Origin of the sequence: Mesorhizobium sp. M1E.F.Ca.ET.045.02.1.1, from assembly GCF_003952485.1 — a bacterium.
GTDB lineage: Bacteria > Pseudomonadota > Alphaproteobacteria > Rhizobiales > Rhizobiaceae > Mesorhizobium.
The window spans coordinates 1,762,678-1,779,837 of record NZ_CP034447.1 but is presented as its reverse complement, the minus strand read 5'-3'; the positions used below and the strand labels follow the sequence as shown (position 1 = coordinate 1,779,837).

At 64.3% G+C, this 17,160-nt stretch carries 12 protein-coding genes and 1 pseudogene; 8 read left to right on the top strand and 5 right to left on the bottom strand.

Annotation, left to right across the window (positions count from 1 at the left end):
• The first annotated feature begins 12 nt into the window (after window positions 1-12).
• Window positions 13-1,905 carry an EAL domain-containing protein gene (locus EJ070_RS08345; protein ID WP_245464835.1) on the top strand — a complete coding sequence of 631 codons (1,893 nt, stop codon included), beginning with the start codon at window positions 13-15 and terminating at the stop codon, window positions 1,903-1,905.
• 227 nt (window positions 1,906-2,132) lie between these two features.
• On the opposite strand, the gene EJ070_RS08340 is transcribed toward EJ070_RS08345, so the two are convergent.
• Window positions 2,133-3,194: a class I SAM-dependent methyltransferase gene (locus tag EJ070_RS08340; RefSeq protein WP_126090913.1), complete on the bottom strand. Its 1,062-nt coding sequence runs from the start codon at window positions 3,192-3,194 to the stop codon at window positions 2,133-2,135.
• Window positions 3,195-3,618: 424 nt separating this feature from the next.
• On the opposite strand from EJ070_RS08340, the gene bchE reads away from it, so the two are divergent.
• On the top strand, window positions 3,619-5,187 hold the full coding sequence (gene bchE, locus EJ070_RS08335) for a magnesium-protoporphyrin IX monomethyl ester anaerobic oxidative cyclase (RefSeq protein ID WP_126090912.1): 1,569 nt from the start codon (window positions 3,619-3,621) through the stop codon (window positions 5,185-5,187).
• Window positions 5,188-5,194: 7 nt separating this feature from the next.
• Here the strand turns inward: bchE and argB are convergent, their stop codons facing one another.
• Window positions 5,195-6,088, bottom strand: a complete 894-nt coding sequence (gene argB, locus EJ070_RS08330) for an acetylglutamate kinase (RefSeq protein WP_126090911.1) — start codon at window positions 6,086-6,088, stop codon at window positions 5,195-5,197.
• 104 nt (window positions 6,089-6,192) lie between these two features.
• Window positions 6,193-7,689 (bottom strand): amidase, encoded by a 1,497-nt coding sequence (locus EJ070_RS08325; protein WP_126090910.1) that lies wholly within the window; start codon window positions 7,687-7,689, stop codon window positions 6,193-6,195.
• Between the two features lie 178 nt (window positions 7,690-7,867).
• Between EJ070_RS08325 and EJ070_RS08320 the strand changes: the two genes are divergently transcribed.
• From EJ070_RS08320 to msrB, 4 genes are all read left to right on the top strand, one after another.
• Window positions 7,868-8,407: a sigma-70 family RNA polymerase sigma factor gene (locus EJ070_RS08320; RefSeq protein WP_126090909.1), complete on the top strand. Its 540-nt coding sequence runs from the start codon at window positions 7,868-7,870 to the stop codon at window positions 8,405-8,407.
• Window positions 8,404-9,123, top strand: coding sequence for an anti-sigma factor (locus EJ070_RS08315; RefSeq protein ID WP_126090908.1), 720 nt, complete (start codon window positions 8,404-8,406; stop codon window positions 9,121-9,123). The genes EJ070_RS08320 and EJ070_RS08315 overlap by 4 nt, the downstream gene beginning before the upstream one ends.
• 205 nt (window positions 9,124-9,328) lie before the next feature.
• Entirely contained in the window at window positions 9,329-9,886 is a 558-nt protein-coding gene (locus EJ070_RS08310; RefSeq protein ID WP_126090907.1) for a fasciclin domain-containing protein, read from the top strand.
• A 196-nt stretch (window positions 9,887-10,082) separates the two neighbouring features.
• The gene (gene msrB / locus EJ070_RS08305; RefSeq protein WP_126090906.1) at window positions 10,083-10,586 is read left to right on the top strand and encodes a peptide-methionine (R)-S-oxide reductase MsrB; all 504 of its coding nucleotides are present in this window, start codon (window positions 10,083-10,085) and stop codon (window positions 10,584-10,586) included.
• 97 nt (window positions 10,587-10,683) lie between these two features.
• Here the strand turns inward: msrB and EJ070_RS08300 are convergent, their stop codons facing one another.
• On the bottom strand, window positions 10,684-12,258 hold the full coding sequence (locus EJ070_RS08300; protein WP_245464937.1) for a DHA2 family efflux MFS transporter permease subunit: 1,575 nt from the start codon (window positions 12,256-12,258) through the stop codon (window positions 10,684-10,686).
• Window positions 12,259-12,407: 149 nt separating this feature from the next.
• Entirely contained in the window at window positions 12,408-13,592 is a 1,185-nt protein-coding gene (locus EJ070_RS08295) for an HlyD family secretion protein (protein ID WP_126090904.1), read from the bottom strand.
• 137 nt (window positions 13,593-13,729) lie between these two features.
• Here EJ070_RS08295 and EJ070_RS08290 point away from each other — a divergent pair, with 137 nt between their 5' ends.
• Window positions 13,730-14,428, top strand: coding sequence for a TetR/AcrR family transcriptional regulator (locus tag EJ070_RS08290; protein ID WP_126090903.1), 699 nt, complete (start codon window positions 13,730-13,732; stop codon window positions 14,426-14,428).
• Window positions 14,429-14,658: 230 nt separating this feature from the next.
• Window positions 14,659-17,081, top strand: a pseudogene (locus tag EJ070_RS08285) (DNA translocase FtsK).
• The last annotated feature ends 79 nt before the right edge of the window (window positions 17,082-17,160 follow it).

Here is a 17,160-nt window from a genome sequence, read left to right as displayed (position 1 = left end):
ACGCTTTTTGCGATGCTCCTGCAAAAAAACGCGGACCAAAACCGCAAGGTCGTCCGCTGGGGCATAGCGGCGGCCGTGTTGAGCTACATCTGCTACGGTGCCTTCGACCTGTTTCTATTCCCTGACGTCGCGGACCGTCTGATCCTGACGCGCCTGTCGTTGGGGTTGACCTTCCTTGTGCTTGTCGAACTCGTTGCCCGGCGCGGTTTTGCCATCACCACGCTGCACTACGCCGCCGCCCTGGCGATCGTAACAGGCGCCATCGGTTGGCTGCTGTCGGCGCTCGGGACGGCGCATCAGGCGGAGCTGTCCCATTTCATAATCTTCGGCACGGTATTCATTCTAGGCGCGAACCTTTTCTTCAATTTCCGGCTATGGCTTTCGGCGATCTCGTCCGCGACCGTGACGGTCGCCTTCGCGGGCGCCACGCTGTTCGTGCTGCAAGCCGACTTTGGCACGCGCTTGGTGCTTGCGACCTATTTTGCCAATTGCCTTGTTTTGTCCCTCTATCTCTCGTGGCGCCTCAGCATGGAGCGCTACCAGACCTTCCTGCATGCGCTTCAGGCGCAAATCCAGGAACAGGTCGCCATCGAGAATGGTCAGAAGCTTATCGAGATCGCGGATACGGATCCGCTTACCGGCCTCAAGAACCGCAGGGCGATCACGCGGGAATTCTCGGAACTCTGCAAGGAGTGGGCCACGGACACCGACGAAATCGGCGTCATTCTCATGGATGTGGACTATTTCAAACGCTACAACGACCGGCTCGGCCACCAGGCCGGCGATGACTGCCTCATCGAACTCGCCCGCGCCTTCGATGAAACGGCGGTCTCCAACCATGCCATCGCAGGACGCTACGGCGGCGAGGAATTCGTCGTGCTCTGCAAGGTTGCCGGACGGGATCATCTGCGCGAGGTGACGCATCAATTCTGCCAGGCTGTTGAGGATTTGAAGATCTCGCATCCCGATCGGGACGACAAACTCGACATCGTCACGATCAGCGCGGGCGCCTCGTTGACGCGCGCCGATCAAAGCGTAGAGCTGCGGATCCTGCTGCAGGAGGCCGACCGTGCGCTTTATGCGTCCAAGTTCTCGGGTCGCGCGACGCTCACCATCTATGATGCGCAGGCCACCGACCAGAAGCGAGCCAGCCAGAACCTTTCGGAGCTCCTCAAGCATGCGGTTTCGGAGGGACTTGTTTCGGTCGTTTATCAGCCGATCTGCGACGCGGTCTCCGGCCAGGTGCTCGGCCATGAATCGCTGATGCGGCTGCGCGACTTCGACGGCAGCGCGATCAGCCCGTCCGTATTCATTCCCGTCGCCGAGCAGACCGGCGGGATCGAGGAACTTGGGCTGTGGCTGATCGATCGGGCCTGTGGCGACATGGTCGAGCATGGATTGGGGGCGGTCGTGTCCGCCAACGTATCGGTCGTTCAGCTCAAGGCCCCAAATTTCTCGCTGCACATCACCGAGATCCTCGGCCGGCATGGCATGGCGCCTCAGAAACTGGCGCTCGAGGTCACCGAGGGCAGCGACATTTCCCTGGAAGCGCAGGCCGCCAGAAGTATCGAGCAGCTTCGAGCCCTTGGTGTCCAAATCTGGCTGGATGATTTCGGGACCGGATTTGCGGGCCTGGCCTGGCTCCGACGTTTCAAGTTCGACGTCGTGAAGGTCGATCGGAGTTTCCTGCACGACTGCCAGACGGTTCGCGGCCTGAGCCTGCTGCAGGACATGGTCAGGCTTCTGCGCAATCTCGGCCACACGGTCCTTGTCGAGGGCGTCGAGACGAAAGAACAGCAGAACCTGCTGCAGCACATGGGCATACAGTCGGTCCAGGGCTTTCTCACCGGCCGTCCCGTTCCGATCGAGGAGATCAAGCGGGCCAGACTGGGACTCGTCGCCTAATGCATGTCGCCCAAAAGTGCGCAGCGGTTTTGGGGGAACGACATGCATCAAAACAAAGACTTGAAGCGCGTCGCCTGGCTCCGCTTCAGCGCGACGCGCTTTTAGGGCAATTCCGGGAAATGCGGCGCGGCGCTATCCCAGGTAACGGGGCGCGGGGCGCCACGCGACCCATAAAAAAGCCGGACCGCTGAACGGCCCGGCCCGAAAAATCGAAGCGGATCTATCGCCTATGCCGGCGCCCCGAGATCCCCGCGCTTGCGGATCTTGCCGTAAACGATGTTCCTGTTCGATCCGTAGTAGACCTCGGCATCAACGTGATTCTTGTCCACCGCGGCATTGATAATGTCCCACATATCGCTGGCCGAACGTAGGATGAGCGGCCAGTCCATGAAAGTCTCCATATAGCCGTCGGTCGTGATCTCGTCGCTGAAATTGGCAAAGAGGAATTCGCCGTCCGGCTTGACCAGTTCCATGGCTCTCTGAAGCAGGCGTGCACCGACAGGGAGCGGCAGGTAGTCGTACAGGCCGGACGCATAGACGAGATCGAACGTGCCAAGCGGGTAGGCCCGCCGCAAAAGACCGCGCACCGACCCGTCCACAGCTTCCACCACCGTACCCGCGAGATCGCGATTCACGGTGCCGACGCTGATCGGGTCCTGGTCGAGACCGATCCAGCGCTTCAGTCTTTTTTCGGCGAGCGCTCTTGAGAGTTCAGCTTCCCGCAAATGGCCGCAGGCGATTGCCAGCACCTCCGCGTTTTCCACCCGCGCAGCCGTTTCGTCGACCGTTCTGGCCAGTATCTCGCGACGTTCGCGCCCGGCCACCGAACTCGCCGCCTCGCTCGTATAGGCAAAGATTTCGCGGCCGAGTTCGCTCGAGGATGCGACGATCTCGTTAGCGCTCGGATGCTTGTAATAGATGTCCAGCAGCGTCGCGTCGCCCGAATAGCCGCGCGGCTTTTCGAAGGACCAGCGCGTGAACGGATCCTGTTTCAGATATGTCGCCACGCGGTGCTGCTGAGCCAGCGGGATCAGTTCCTGCCACAGAGCGGGGGCGACCTCGCGGCGCAATTCATGCAATCGACCGGCCAGGCGTTCGACGATTTGCCCCGCCGGCTCCTGGCGCGCGAAAGCCTGGTGGGCGAGGTCCAGCACGAGGGCGAGTTGGGCCGTCCGCGCCTTGAGCTCGACGACGTCGACCGTCTCCGCGGACGCCGCCTTGTGCTTCTTGATCAACGTTGATGTGATGAGACTTTGTTCGTCAATTTTCAGGTCTGGATTCAGCGCCATATGGGCATTCCTTGTGGTTCCCCACCGACAATTATAGATGCTTAGAGTTTTAATAAAAGTTTAGGACGATCTGTATTAGATGAGTCTAAAGTACGGTATTCAGAAGATTTGAACCGCCTGAAGCCATAGCGCGATCAAGCCGGGACGCGTGCGACCGCGGCACACCCTCGTCAGGCGCTGACGCGGTTTCCCGGCATGCGCGACGTCAATGCATGTCGCCCAAAAGTGCGCAGCGGTTTTGGGAGAACGACATGCATCAAAACAAAGACTTAAAGCGCGTCGCCTGGCTCCGCTTCAGCGCGACGCGCTTTAAGGCCGCGCCCGTCAAATCTGTGGGAAAGCTGCATCGAAACTGCTGAACCGCGTCAAGGCGGCTTCGACATCCGAAAGTACGACCGGTGGACCAACAGCAATGAGGTCCGCCATGAACATCGTGCTGATCAATCCGCCGCATACGGCCATCGGCAGCCGCGTGCCCGACGATCATCTGCCGCCGCTCGGCTTGCTGGCGATCGGCGGTCCGCTGCTCGATGCCGGCCATGGCGTGCGCCTGGTCGACGCCGAGTTCGGACCGATGCCGCTTGCCGTGCTCGTCGATGACGCCCTGAGCGGCGGTCCGGAACTCGTCCTCATCGGCCATTCCGGCTCGACCTCGGCGCATCCGACAGCGCTGCGGATCGCCGAGATGATCAAGGCCCGCGCGCCCGGCATCGTGATCGTCTACGGCGGCGTCTTCCCGACCTATCATTGGCGCGACGTGCTGGCCGCAACGGATGTCTTCGACTTCATCGTGCGCGGCGAGGGCGAGGCGACCGCGGCGGCGCTGGTCGAGGCGCTGGAACTGCGCCGGCCGGTGCGAAGCGTCGCCGGCATCGCCTATCGCGACGATCTCGGCCGTCCTTTCGCCACGCCGCCGGCCGTGGCGATCGCCGATCTCGACGCCTGTCGCGTCGGCTGGGAGCTGATCGATTTCAGCCGCTACAGCTATTGGGGCGGCAAGCGCGCCGTGGTCATGCAATTCTCGCGCGGCTGCCCGCATCTGTGCAACTATTGCGGCCAGCGCGGCTTCTGGACCCGCTGGCGGCATCGCGATCCGGTTCGCTTCGCCAGGGAGATCGCCTGGCTGCACCGCGAGCACGGCGTCGAGCTGATCAACCTCGCTGATGAGAACCCGACCTCCTCCAAGAGAGCCTGGCGCGCCTTTCTCGACGCCATGATCGCGGAAGACGTGCCGGTGCTGATCGTCGGCTCGACGCGCGCCGACGATATCGTGCGCGATGCCGATATTCTGCATCTCTACCGCAAGGCCGGCGTCATCCGCTGGCTGCTCGGCATGGAGAACACCGACGAGGAGACGTTGTCACTGATCCGCAAGGGCGGCAGCACGAAATCCGACCGCGAGGCGATCCGGCTCCTTCGCCGGCACGGCATCCTGTCGATGGCGACCTGGGTCGCCGGCTTCGAGGACGAAGGGTTTCGCGATTTATGGCGCGGCTTCCGTCAGCTCATCGCCTATGACCCGGACCAGATCCAGGCGCTTTATGTGACGCCGCATCGTTGGACGCCGTTCTTCCGCATCGCCAAGGATCGCAAGGTGATACAGCGGGATGTCCGCCTCTGGGATTACAAGCACCAGGTCCTGCATATGACCCGGCTGAAGCCCTGGATGCTGTTCTTCGCCGTCAAGCTGATCGAGCTTGCCGTGCAGTCGCGGCCGAAGGCGCTGGCGCGCATCCTCTTCCACCCCGATCCCGAGCAGCGGCATTCGATGCGCTGGTATACGAAGATGGGCCGTCGCGTCTGGTTCCGCGAGGTCTGGGGCTTTCTGGTCCGCGACCGTCGCGTGACGGACGGCCCGACGCTCGCCGAATTCTGGGGCGCGCCGCAGGACGCCGAGGAGGAATCGATGGTCTTTCAGCGCCTGGCGCGCAAGCCGGCCCCGCCTGTCATCGAACACGAGCACATGCCGGGCGAAAGAAGATTAGCCGGCTGACGATATATCAAGGAACGATCAGCGTGCCGGCGCCATGCTCGGTGAAGAGCTCGAGCAGCACCGAATGTGGCGTCTTGCCGTTGAGGATGACGACGCCCTCGACGCCGCGCTCGATCGCCTCGATGCAGGTCTCGACCTTCGGGATCATGCCGCCCGAGACGGTGCCGTCCTTGATCAGCGCCTTGGCCTCGGCAACCGTCAGCTCGTCGATCAGCTTCTTGTTCTTGTCGAGCACGCCGGGCACGTCGGTGAGGAACAGGAGGCGCGAGGCGCGGCAGGCGCCCGCGATAGCGCCCGCGAAAGTGTCGGCGTTGATGTTGTAGGTATGGCCGTCGCGGCCGGGCGCCACCGGCGCCAGCACCGGAATCATCTCCGAGCGTGCCAAAAGGTCGAGCAGCGTGCGGTCGACCTCGACCGGCTCGCCGACGAAACCGAGATCCAGCACCCGCTCGATGTTGGAGTCCGGGTCGATCATGGTCTTGCGCGCCTTTTCGGCGAACACCATGTTGCCGTCCTTGCCGCAGAGCCCGATCGCCCATTCGCCTTCGGCGTTGATCAGCGCCACGATCTCCTTGTTGATCGAGCCGGCCAGCACCATCTCGACGATTTCGACCGTCTTCTGGTCGGTGACGCGCAGGCCGCCCTCGAATTTGGATTCGATGCCCATCTTGTTGAGCATCGCGCCGATCTGCGGTCCGCCGCCGTGAACGACGATCGGATTGACACCGGACTGTTTGAGCAGCGCGATGTCGCGGGCAAAGGCCTTGCCGAGCTCGGTGTCGCCCATGGCATGGCCGCCATACTTCACCACCACCGTCTTGTTCTCGTAGCGCTGCATATAGGGCAGCGCTCTGGAAAGCAGCGCGGCCTGCATTTCGGCGGTGGCGGCGATGTCCGTCATCGATGTGATCCCGGCTTGGCGTGAATGGCCGCGTCTTAGCGGGAATTGCCGCAGGCCGCAAACGGCTTTGCGGTCACAATGATGAAATCGTGTTGCGGTTCTTTCTAGGCCGGCGCCTTGAGCGGCGCGCGCCGCCCGAGCCATCCCGAAATCTTCTCCATCTGTGCCGCCAGCGACAAAAGCGTTTCTTCGTCGCCCGGCCGTCCCGCGGCCTGGATGCCGAGCGGCAGGCCGCCCGCCGTGACATGCACCGGCAGCGCGATCGATGGCTGGCCGCTGACATTGTGGATCGCCGGCCAGTGGGTGAACCACAGGCTCTTGTCCATAAGCTGGCCGAAAATTGATTTGATCCTGAGCAGCCCGGTGAGATGCAATTTGTCGAGCAGGTTTTCGATGAGCTCGTCCGCGCCCTTCGGATCCATCGCGCCGCAGGCGAGCGGCGGATGCGCGATGATCGGCATCAGCACGGCATCGAAGCGCGCGGTCTCTTGGATCATCCGCCGCGCGGTGGCGTTGAGCCGCTGCACCGCGTCATAGACTTCGCCCGCGGACAGCATTTCACCGAGACGGCCGAGCACGCGCGTCGCCCGCTCGACGTCGCCGGTGACGGATCGGCCGACACGCAGCGCCTCGGCCCGCATCATGCCTGCAACCGCTGAAGCAACGCTCTTGCAGAAATCGGCCATGAAGTCGCGGCCGATATAGGGCAGGTCGATCTCTTCCACTGTGTGTCCACCCTCGCGCGCCAGCGCCACAGCCGTATCCAGCGCGGCAATCGTCTCGACCGAGATCGGCAGGCCGAGCGGCGACTTGCGGTAGACGGCGAGGCTGAGCTTGCCGGGATCGCGCGCCGCGGCGGCGGCAAACGAGCCCTTCGGCTCCCGCGCGGCATAGGGCGACAGCGGATCGGCGCCATGGGTCAGGTCGAGCAGAAGTGCCGTGTCGCGCACCGAGCGGCTGACGGCGTGGTCGACGACCATTCCGTACCAGCTTTCGCTGGTGAGCGGCGTCAGCGGCACGCGGCCGCGCGAGGTCTTCAACCCGACCAGGCCGCTGCAGGCCGAAGGCACGCGGATCGAGCCGCCGCCGTCGGAAGCATGCGCCGCCGGCACCACGCCTGCCGCGACCAGCGCCGCCGATCCGCCCGACGAGCCGCCGGTGGTGTGGCCGTTATTCCAAGGGTTGCGTGTGATACCGAAGCGGGCCGATTCCGTCATCAGCCGCAGCCCATGCTCGGGCGAGGTGCTGGTGGCGATCGGGATCAAGCCCGCGGCCAGATACCGCTCGACCATCACCGAGTTGTAGTCCGCCGTGAAGGCCGGGATGCGGCTGCCGCCATGGATCGGCACGCCCTTGATGCCGATGCCGAGATCCTTCAGCGCGAAGGGCACGCCGGCGAGCGGCAGCTTGCGGTCGATCGCCTTCGCCCGCGCCCTGGCCGCGTCATAGAGCGGCGTGGCGATAGCGTTGATGTCGAGCCTTGTCGCCTCGGCGCGCGCGATCGCGGCGTCGACCAGCTCCTGCGCCGAGATGTCTCCCTTGTGCACGAGCCCAGCAAGGCCGGTCGCATCCTCTTCCCAAAGCACGCGTTCAATCGACATTCGCCGCACCCCTCTTTTGCCAAAGGCTAGCGCATGAGCCCGCAAATCGAAATCGGGATTTGTTTCCTTGACCTCGCATTCGTGAAGATGACTTCAGGTGCTGACGTGACGGAAGCCCGTGGTGGACAACACCGCGGCGCCCCGTTGCAAATAAATCGCAATCTTCTAATTTGCCTGCATGGGGCCTCAGGACATCAGCAAGCTGATCGTCCGGACTTCGATGAAGGACCGGGCTGCGTTCGATCTGCTCTACAGGCAGACCAGCGGGAAACTTTTCGGCGTCTGTCTTCGTGTATTGAGGGACAGGGGAGATGCGGAAGAAGCGCTGCAGGAGGTCTTCGTCAAGATCTGGACGAAGGCGGACCGTTTCGCGGTTTCCGATCTGAGCCCGATTTCCTGGCTGGTGGCCATTGCGCGCAACCATGCGATCGATCGCATCAGGGCGCGTCGCAGTCCTTCCGCCAACATCGACGCAGCCATCGACGTCGCCGATCCGACGCCGGGACCTGAGGCCATGGCCGTCGCGGGCGGCGAGACCGAACGCATCCACCATTGCCTCGATGAATTGGAGAAAGACCGGGCCGCGGCGGTTCGGGGCGCCTATCTCAACGGCGAAAGCTATGCCGAGCTGGCGGAACGCCACAAGGTTCCGCTGAACACGATGCGGACTTGGCTGCGGCGAAGCCTGCTCAAACTGAGAGAATGCCTGGAAAGATGACGCTGGCGCAAGACAACGGACCGGAACGCGGAGGCGACGACCTGCTCGCCGCCGAATACGTTCTCGGCGTTCTGGCGGCCGACGAACGCCAGATCGCTTCGCGCCGCATCGACACCGAGACGGCGTTTGCCCGCCTGGTCGATGCCTGGGAGGTCCATTTCGCGCCGATGGCGGCCGCCTATGCCGCGGTCGAGCCTCCGGCTTCGGTCAAGGCGGCGATCGACCGCCGGCTCTTTGCCTCCTCGGCCGCCACATCCGCTCCCAGCGCCGGCCTGCTGGGGAGCCTCGCCTTCTGGCGCGGGCTTGCCGCCGCCGCGCTTGCCGCTTTGGCCGTCTTTGTCGCCCTGCCTTTCGTCAATCCGTCATTGCCGCCCCCCGAGACCAGGCTGGTCGCCTCGCTCGCCGCCGACAACAGCAACGTCAAATACCTCGCCGTCTATGACGCGGCGCGCCACGAGGTCGGCCTGTCGCTGGTCTCCGGCGAACGCGGCGCCGGCAAGGACTTCGAGCTGTGGATGATCGAGGGCAAGAACGCCCCGGTCTCGATGGGCGTCATCCCGGTCGGTCAGACCGCGCGCATGGCTGTCGCGCCCGCCATCCAGCAGAAGCTGGCGCAGGGCGCCGTGCTCGCCGTCAGTCTCGAGCCCACCGGCGGTTCGCCGACCGGCCAGCCGACCGGCCCCGTCGTCGCTGCGGGTGACTTGAAGGGCATCTGATCACTTTCCGGTAATTTCAAAAGTTAATTGAAGTCTATCTGCCTGGCATGTGTCGGTAGGAGCGTTTTTATGCGTCGAGGCACGGAACATACGAACTCAGATCGGCGAATAAAAAATCTTCGAGGCTCGCGAAACTAAGTTTTTGATGCCTCGTATCTCCTCGCGTTCCCAACAACGGGAAAAACAACCCGAGGAGACTGATATCATGCGTAAGCTCGCCACCCTTTTGCTTGCCTCGTCGATCGGCCTTTCCGCGCTCGGCGCCGTTGCCTATGCCGCCAACCCGATGGTCGGCGGCGCGCCGATGTATGCCAAGAAGAACATCATCGAGAATGCCGTCAATTCGAAGGACCACACCACGCTGGTCGCCGCCGTCAAGGCCGCCGGCCTCGTCGACACCCTGCAGACCCCCGGTCCGTTCACCGTCTTCGCGCCGACCAACGAAGCCTTCGCTGCGCTCCCGGCCGGCACGGTCGAGACGCTGCTCAAGCCGGAGAACAAGGACAAGCTGACCAAGATCCTCACCTGCCATGTCATCGCCGCCAAGGCGATGGCCGCCGACGTCGCCAAGATGGCCAAGGCCGATGGCGGCGCGCATGAGGTCAAGACCGTCGGCGGCTGCGCGCTGACGCTGAAATCGGAAAAGGGCAAGGTCACGGTGACCGACGAGAACGGCAACGTCGCCCATGTCACCATTGCGGACGTGCGCCAGTCGAACGGCGTCATCCATGTCATCGACAAGGTTCTCTTGCCGAAGATGTAACAAAGCGCGTGCGGCCGGCGAAGTGAGGTGTGTCCCCGCCGGCCGCACGGTTCTCCCTTCCGCAATCCGTGTCGCCGTCGAGCGCCGCTCCGCATCGCCAGGGCTTGGGTCGATGTGAAGCGGCGCGCGGACCGTCACCGGCTTTTGATTTTCCGGCGGCGCCATAGTTTGCAACAAGACGTCAGGAGGAAAGGCCATGAACCGTCGCGACTTTCTCTGGAGCGGCGCCGCCGCCACTGCCCTCGTCATCGGAACCGGAGCAGCGCAGCGCATGGGCGGCGCCAAGCCCGCTCTGGCCGCCGAGACTTTCGAGGTCACCAAGACCGATGCCGAATGGCACGCCATTCTTTCGGACGCCGCCTTCGACGTGCTGCGCAGAGAAGGCACCGAATATCCGGGCACCAGCCCGCTGCTCAACGAACACCGCAAGGGCATCTTCGCCTGCGCCGGCTGTGACCTGCCGGTCTATCCGTCGGAGACCAAGTTCGATTCCGGCACCGGCTGGCCGAGCTTCTGGCAGGAGATCCCCAACGCGATCGGCAAGACCGAGGACCGCTCGCTCGGCATGACCCGCACCGAGGTGCATTGCCGGCGCTGCGGCGGCCATCTCGGCCATGTCTTCGACGACGGCCCGCCGCCCACCGGCCTGCGCCACTGCATCAACGGTGTGGCGCTGAGCTTCAAGCCGGCCGCCGCCTGAGGTAGCATTTTCGATCTCACAAAAAGAAACGACCCCGGAAACCGTCGCCGGTTTCCGGGGTCACACATGAGGACGCCAGGCGGGGGTTCCGGCTTCCTCAATGGCCTCCGCCGCCACCGCCGCTTTGGTCGGCCGGCTTGTTGATGAACAGCACGAACAGCCCGAGCGTGGCGAACAGCGCCGTCAGCATGAAGAAGACGTCCATGAAGGACAGCAGCGCCGCCTGCTGATGCACCATGCCCGACAGCTTCGAGATTGCGGCGCTGGTGGCGTCGAGGCCGGCGGTCTGCTCGAAGTTCAGCGTCATGTTCTGCAGCTTGGTCTGGGCTGCCTGGCTGCCCCACTCGACATGCTCGGAGAGCCTTGCATAGTGGAAGGCGTTGCGGTCGATCAGCACCGTGTTGATGATCGCCAGGCCGACCGCGCCGCCGAGATTGCGGGTCAGGTTGAACAGGCCCGACGCGTTCTTCAGGCGCTCCGGCGGCAAAGTGCCGAGCGCGATGTTGTTGATCGGCACCATGCACAGCATCATCGAGCAGCCGCGCAGGATCTGCGGGACGAGCAATTCATAAAAATCCCAGTCGGCGGTGAGGTGCGTCATCCACCAGGTGCCGGTGGCGAAGCCGAAGAAGCCGATCATCATCATCAGCCTGAGATCGATCTTGTTCGACAGGATGCCGGCAACGGGCGCGGTGAAGAACATCGCCAGGCCGCTGACGAACAGCGCCTCGCCGATCATCATCGAATCGTAGCCGCGGATGCGCCCCAGGAACACCGGATAGAGATAGGTGAGCCCGTAGAGGCCGATGCCGACGACGAAGGAGAACAGCGAGCCGAAGGCGAAGTTGATGTTGCTGAAGGCCCTGAGGTCGACGATCGGCTCCTCGGCGGTGAAGACGCGCCAGAAGAAGATGACGCCGCCGATGGTCATGATGATGGCGCAGATGAAGACGGCCTGTTCCTGCAGCCAGTCATGGTTCGGGCCTTCCTCCAGCACATATTCCATGCAGCCGAGGAAGGCGGCCATGCCGGCGAGCCCCCACCAGTCGAACTTTGAGAACAGCTTGAGGTTCGGCTTGTCGAAGTCGATCAGCGACCAGGCCGCCGTCGCCACCAAAATGCCGGGCACCACATTGATCAGGAACAGCCAGTGCCAGGACATGGCGTGGCTGATATAGCCGCCGACCGTCGGGCCGATGGTCGGCGCCAGCGTCGCCACCAGGCCGATCATCGGCGAGACGACGGCGCGCCGCGACGGCGGGAAGATGGTGAAGGCGGCCGCGAACACACTCGGGATCATGCCGCCGCCGATGAAACCCTGGATGGCGCGGTAGACGATCATCTGGTCGATGTTGGTCGCGGTCGCGGCGAGCGCGCTGGCCGCGGTGAAGCTGGCGGCGGCGATGGTGAACAGCACCCTGGTCGACAGCATCCGGCTGAGGAAGCCCGACAGGGGGATCATCACCACTTCGGCGATCAGATAGGCGGTCTGCACCCACGGAATCTCGTCGGAGCTGGCGCTGAGGCCGGCCTGGATCTCGGCCAGCGATGCCGAGACGATCTGGATGTCGAGGATCGCCATGAACATGCCGAACACCATCGCCAGGAAGGCGATGACGCGGCGCGCCGGCATATGGTCGGCGGGGGCAGTGGCCACCGGCCGTGCCGGCATCGATCCTGCGGTGATGGTTGCGGTTGCCATGTCATGGCCTCCTACGGCAATTCCAGGAACAGTCTTCCGTCCGGAACCGCGCCAAAACAAATACCTGGCAGGCGGGGCGGCTCAGCGCTCGATGGCCACTGAGCCGCCCCCCAAACTGCTCAGTTGGACGTCGCGGCCGGCGCGGTGCGGCTGTCGGCGGCGACGATGACGCTCAGGCCGGCGCGCAGCTTGCCGGTCTTCAGAACGTCGGCCGGCACATCAATGCGCACGGGCACGCGCTGGACAACCTTGGTGAAGTTGCCGGTGGCGTTTTCCGGCGGCAACAGCGAGAACACCGCGCCGGAGGCCGGCGCCAACGACGAAACCGTGCCCTCGAAGCTCTGGCCGTCGATGGCGTCGACCGTGATGCGGACCTTCTCGCCGGGCACCAGCCGGCCAAGCTGCGTCTCCTTGAAGTTGCCGACGATGTAGAGCTTGTCCATCGGCACCACGACGGCGAGCTTCTGGCCGGGGCTGACAAGGTCGCCCTGTTCGACCGAGCGGTTGCCGACGACGCCGTCATAGGGTGCCTTGAGCACGGTGAAGGAAAGGTCGCGTTGCGCCTTGTCGCGGGTGAGCTGCAGCGAGGCGAGTGTGCTGGCGGATTCCGCGCGCTGGGCTTCGAGCACGCCGATATTGGCCTGGGCCGCGGTGATCTGGGCATCGGCGCCGGCAAGCGCCGCCTTGGCCTGGTCGAGCGCCGTCTGGGCGTCGTCGAGCTGCGCCTGTGTGCCGACATGGGTCTTGAGCAGCTGCGCCGCGCGGTCCTGGGCGCGTGCCGCGTTGTCCGCGGCGGCCTGGTCGGCGATCTTCTGCGCCTGGGCCTGCGCCAGCGAGGCCTGGGCCGCCTTGGTCTGGGCGTCGATGCGGTCGAGCGTCTTCGCAAGCGTGGCGATCTGCGCCTCGGCCTGGGCAACGGCTATTTTGTAGTCTCCGTCGTCGATGACGAACAGCGAATCGCCGGCCTTGACCTTTTGGTTCTCGCTCACCAGGACCTTATCCACATATCCCGAGATTTTCGGCGACATGAACGACATGTCGGCCTGGACATAAGCGTCGTCGGTGGAGATCATGAACCGGCCATCGGCCCAATAGTTATATCCATACCAGGAACCGGCGCCGAGCAGGCCAAGCCCGATGATCGGCAACAGCATCGAGCGGAGAGAGCGCTTCTTCTTGGCCGGCGCTTCGACCGGCTCGGGAGGAGCGGGCTGTACGGGCACTTCCGGCGCTTCGATCGACGGCTGGACCTTGGCGTTGGGAAAATTGCGGACTTCGGCAGTGGCGGGCGCGTTCGAGGACATGATAATCTCTCTGGGATATAAGTCAGTCAGACTGAACCGTTCGGTTCGAATTGCTGATTGACATAGCGCGGAAAGAGGCCCATATCAAGAGCAAATCGAACCGCCTGGTTCGAAATATTTCGTGAGGTGTGACTTCAATGGTCGAAACGACAGCCGATAGCGATCTGCTCGACCTGCGCAAGGGCCGTCCGGCGGCGGGGCAGGATCCAATCAAGCGGGCCCAGATCATCGAAGGCGCGCGCCGCGTCTTCATCGACAAGGGCTTCGAGGCCGCCTCCATGAACGACATCACACGCGAGGCCGGCGTCTCCAAGGGCACGATCTACGTCTACTTCGCCAATAAGGAAGAGCTCTTCGAGGCGCTCATTGAGGAAGAGCGCGGCACCATCTTCAAGAATATGTATGACGTCCTCGACCACGCCGACGACCTGCGCGAGACGCTGGTGAAGTTCGGCAAGGTGCTCGTCATGAAGATCACCTCGGCCAAGGTCATCCAGGCGCAGCGCACGGTGATCGGCGCGTCCGACCGGATTCCCGAGCTTGGCGCGCGCTTTTACGAGCGCGGCCCCAAACGCGGCCACGACAAGGTCGCCGCCTTCCTCAACGCCGCCGTCGAGCGCGGTCTGTTGAAGATCGAGGATGTTGAACTCGCCGCCTATCAGCTTACCGACCTTTGCCTTGCCGGCCTGTTTCGCCAGTGCATCTTCTCTTACCGTACCAAGGCGCCGACCCAGGCCGAGATCGACCATGTCGTCCGCTCCGGCGTGAACGTCTTCCTGAAGGCCTACGGCACCGCGACGCTTGCCGCCGAGGAGAAGGTGTCGGAACCGGCCTAGGCGCCACGCCCTTCTTCCGACGTCGACAATTGGCGAAAGCCGCGCAACATCGATCTCCCCCCTTGCGGGGGAGATGGCCGGCAGGCCAGAGGGGGGTGTGAAGGAACGCGGCGCCCTTCCAACTTGACCGTCGATCAGCCTCCCTTAGCGCGCCAGTCGGAAGGTCTTGTTAACCATCAGTTCCTATGTCTCGGGACAGCTTTGTTCGACGAGTCTCGAGTATGACATCCATGCGTTTTTCCCGTGCCAATCCGTCCGGCGCTTCCGCCTATGGCAACGACGATCACAGCCGTCCGGAGGACGCGCGGGACCATGGCCCGGCTGCAGCGCCGCAGAAGCAAATGGGGCAGGTCGTCGCGCTGCGAGCCCCTGCTGACGGCGAATCGAACACCGTCCCGCTCGATCCGGCTGGCGGCGGCGAGTTCGGCCATCCGGCCTGGCAGCGATATTTCTTCCTCGCGCCCAATGTCCGGTTCACCCGCACGCCGGATTCCGACAAGCGGCCCGCGCCGCAGCCGGATGACGAAGCGCCGGCCAAGGTGGTGGCTTCCGGCGGCGATTCCATCCGCTCCGCGCCACCGGCGCCACAGGTCGCCAATCCGGCCCGGGCAATTCCCGCCGCGGCCTCCACTGCTCCGGCCCGGCCGCCGCAAGCCATCGCCGCGCCGCAGCGGGCGGTCGCCACTCCGGCGCAAAAGCTGCAGCCGCCGAAATTTCGCTGGTCCTATCTTTCCGATGATGCGTTTTTCGAGTTCAGCATGCCCTTGCTCGCCGAGCGCCTGGCGCGGGCGCGCCTGAACGAATCGCCGCAGCCGCCCGCCACTCCCGCGCGTCCTCCGGCAGCGCAGCCGAACCCATCCCGCGCCGCTTCCCTGGGCGAGGCAACATCGTTCTATCGCGTCATCGAATGGCGCTCGAACGGGCCGGCCGAAAATCCTGCTTCGGGAAGAGTGCCGCCCGCCCCGCCCGTCGCCCGGCCCGCTCCGGTGGAGATCGAACCGCGTGCGCCCGAAGCGACTGCTGCCGCGCCGGTTTCCGGCGCAAGAAGCGCCCGGACCGCAAGGCCCGCGCCCTCCCTGCCTGTCGCCGGTAAGGTCGCGCCGCTGACCGCCGCGGCCGGATACGAGCTTCCTCCCGAGGACCTGCTGCAGCTGCCGCCGGAAGGCCAGGGCTTCTACATGTCGCAGGAGCGGATGGAACAGAACGCCGACCTGCTCGAAAGCGTGCTGGAGGATTTCGGCGTCAAGGGCGAGATCATCCACGTCCGGCCGGGTCCGGTCGTCACGCTCTACGAGTTCGAGCCGGCGCCGGGTGTGAAATCGAGCCGGGTCATCGGGCTGGCCGACGACATCGCCCGCTCCATGTCGGCGATCTCGGCGCGCGTCGCCGTCGTGCCGGGCCGCAACGTCATCGGTATCGAGCTGCCCAATGAAACGCGCGAGACGGTCTATTTCCGCGAGCTGATCGAATCCGCCGGTTTCCGCAACACCTCCTGCAGACTGGCGCTCGGCCTCGGCAAGACGATCGGCGGCGAGCCGGTCGTCGCCGACCTGCCCACCTGCTGGTCGCCGGCACCACCGGCTCGGGCAAGTCGGTCGCCATCAACACCATGATCCTGTCGCTGCTCTACCGGATGAAGCCGGAGGAATGCCGCCTCATCATGGTCGATCCCAAAATGCTGGAGCTGTCCGTCTATGACGGCATCCCGCATCTGCTCACGCCCGTCGTCACCGATTCCAAGAAAGCCGTCACCGCGCTGAAATGGGCGGTGCGCGAGATGGAGGAGCGCTACCGCAAGATGGCGCGCCTCGGCGTGCGCAACATCGACGGCTACAACCAGCGCGTCGCCGCTGCCCGCGACAGCGGCGAGGTGGTGGTCATGCAGGTGCAGACAGGCTTCGAGAAGGGCACGGGCGAGCCGCTGTTCGAGGAACGGGAGATCGACCTCGCGCCGATGCCCTACATCGTCATCATCGTCGACGAGATGGCCGACCTGATGATGGTCGCCGGCAAGGAGATCGAAGGCGCCATCCAGCGGCTGGCGCAGATGGCCCGCGCCGCCGGCATTCACCTGATCATGGCCACGCAGCGCCCGTCGGTCGATGTCATCACCGGCACCATCAAGGCCAATTTCCCCACCCGCATTTCCTTCCAGGTGACGTCGAAGATCGACAGCCGCACGATCCTGGGCGAGCAGGGCGCCGAGCAGCTGCTCGGCCAGGGCGACATGCTGCATATGGCCGGCGGCGGGCGCATCGCGCGCGTGCACGGTCCCTTCGTCTCCGATCTGGAGGTCGAGCACGTCGTGGCGCATCTGAAGGCGCAAGGCCGCCCGGAATATCTCGACACCGTCACCGCCGGCGAGGAAGCGGAGGAAGAGGCGGCCGACGCCGGTCCGGTCTTCGACAAGGGCTCGATCGCCGAGGAGGATGGCGACGCCCTCTATGAGGAAGCCGTCAAGGTGGTCAAGCGCGACAAGAAATGCTCGACCTCCTACATCCAGCGCCGCCTCGGCATCGGCTACAACCGCGCCGCCTCATTGGTCGAACGCATGGAGAAGGAAGGCCTGGTCGGCGCCCCCAACCACGTCGGCAAGCGTGAAATCCTTGCCGGTCGGCGGGACCTTGCGCCGGAACGCGACGAGATGGATTGAGCAAAGCTTGATAGGGCGGGGTCTGGCGCGCTTTCGGGCCAGCGCAATCGCATATGAAGTACCCCTCTACCCCTCCCCA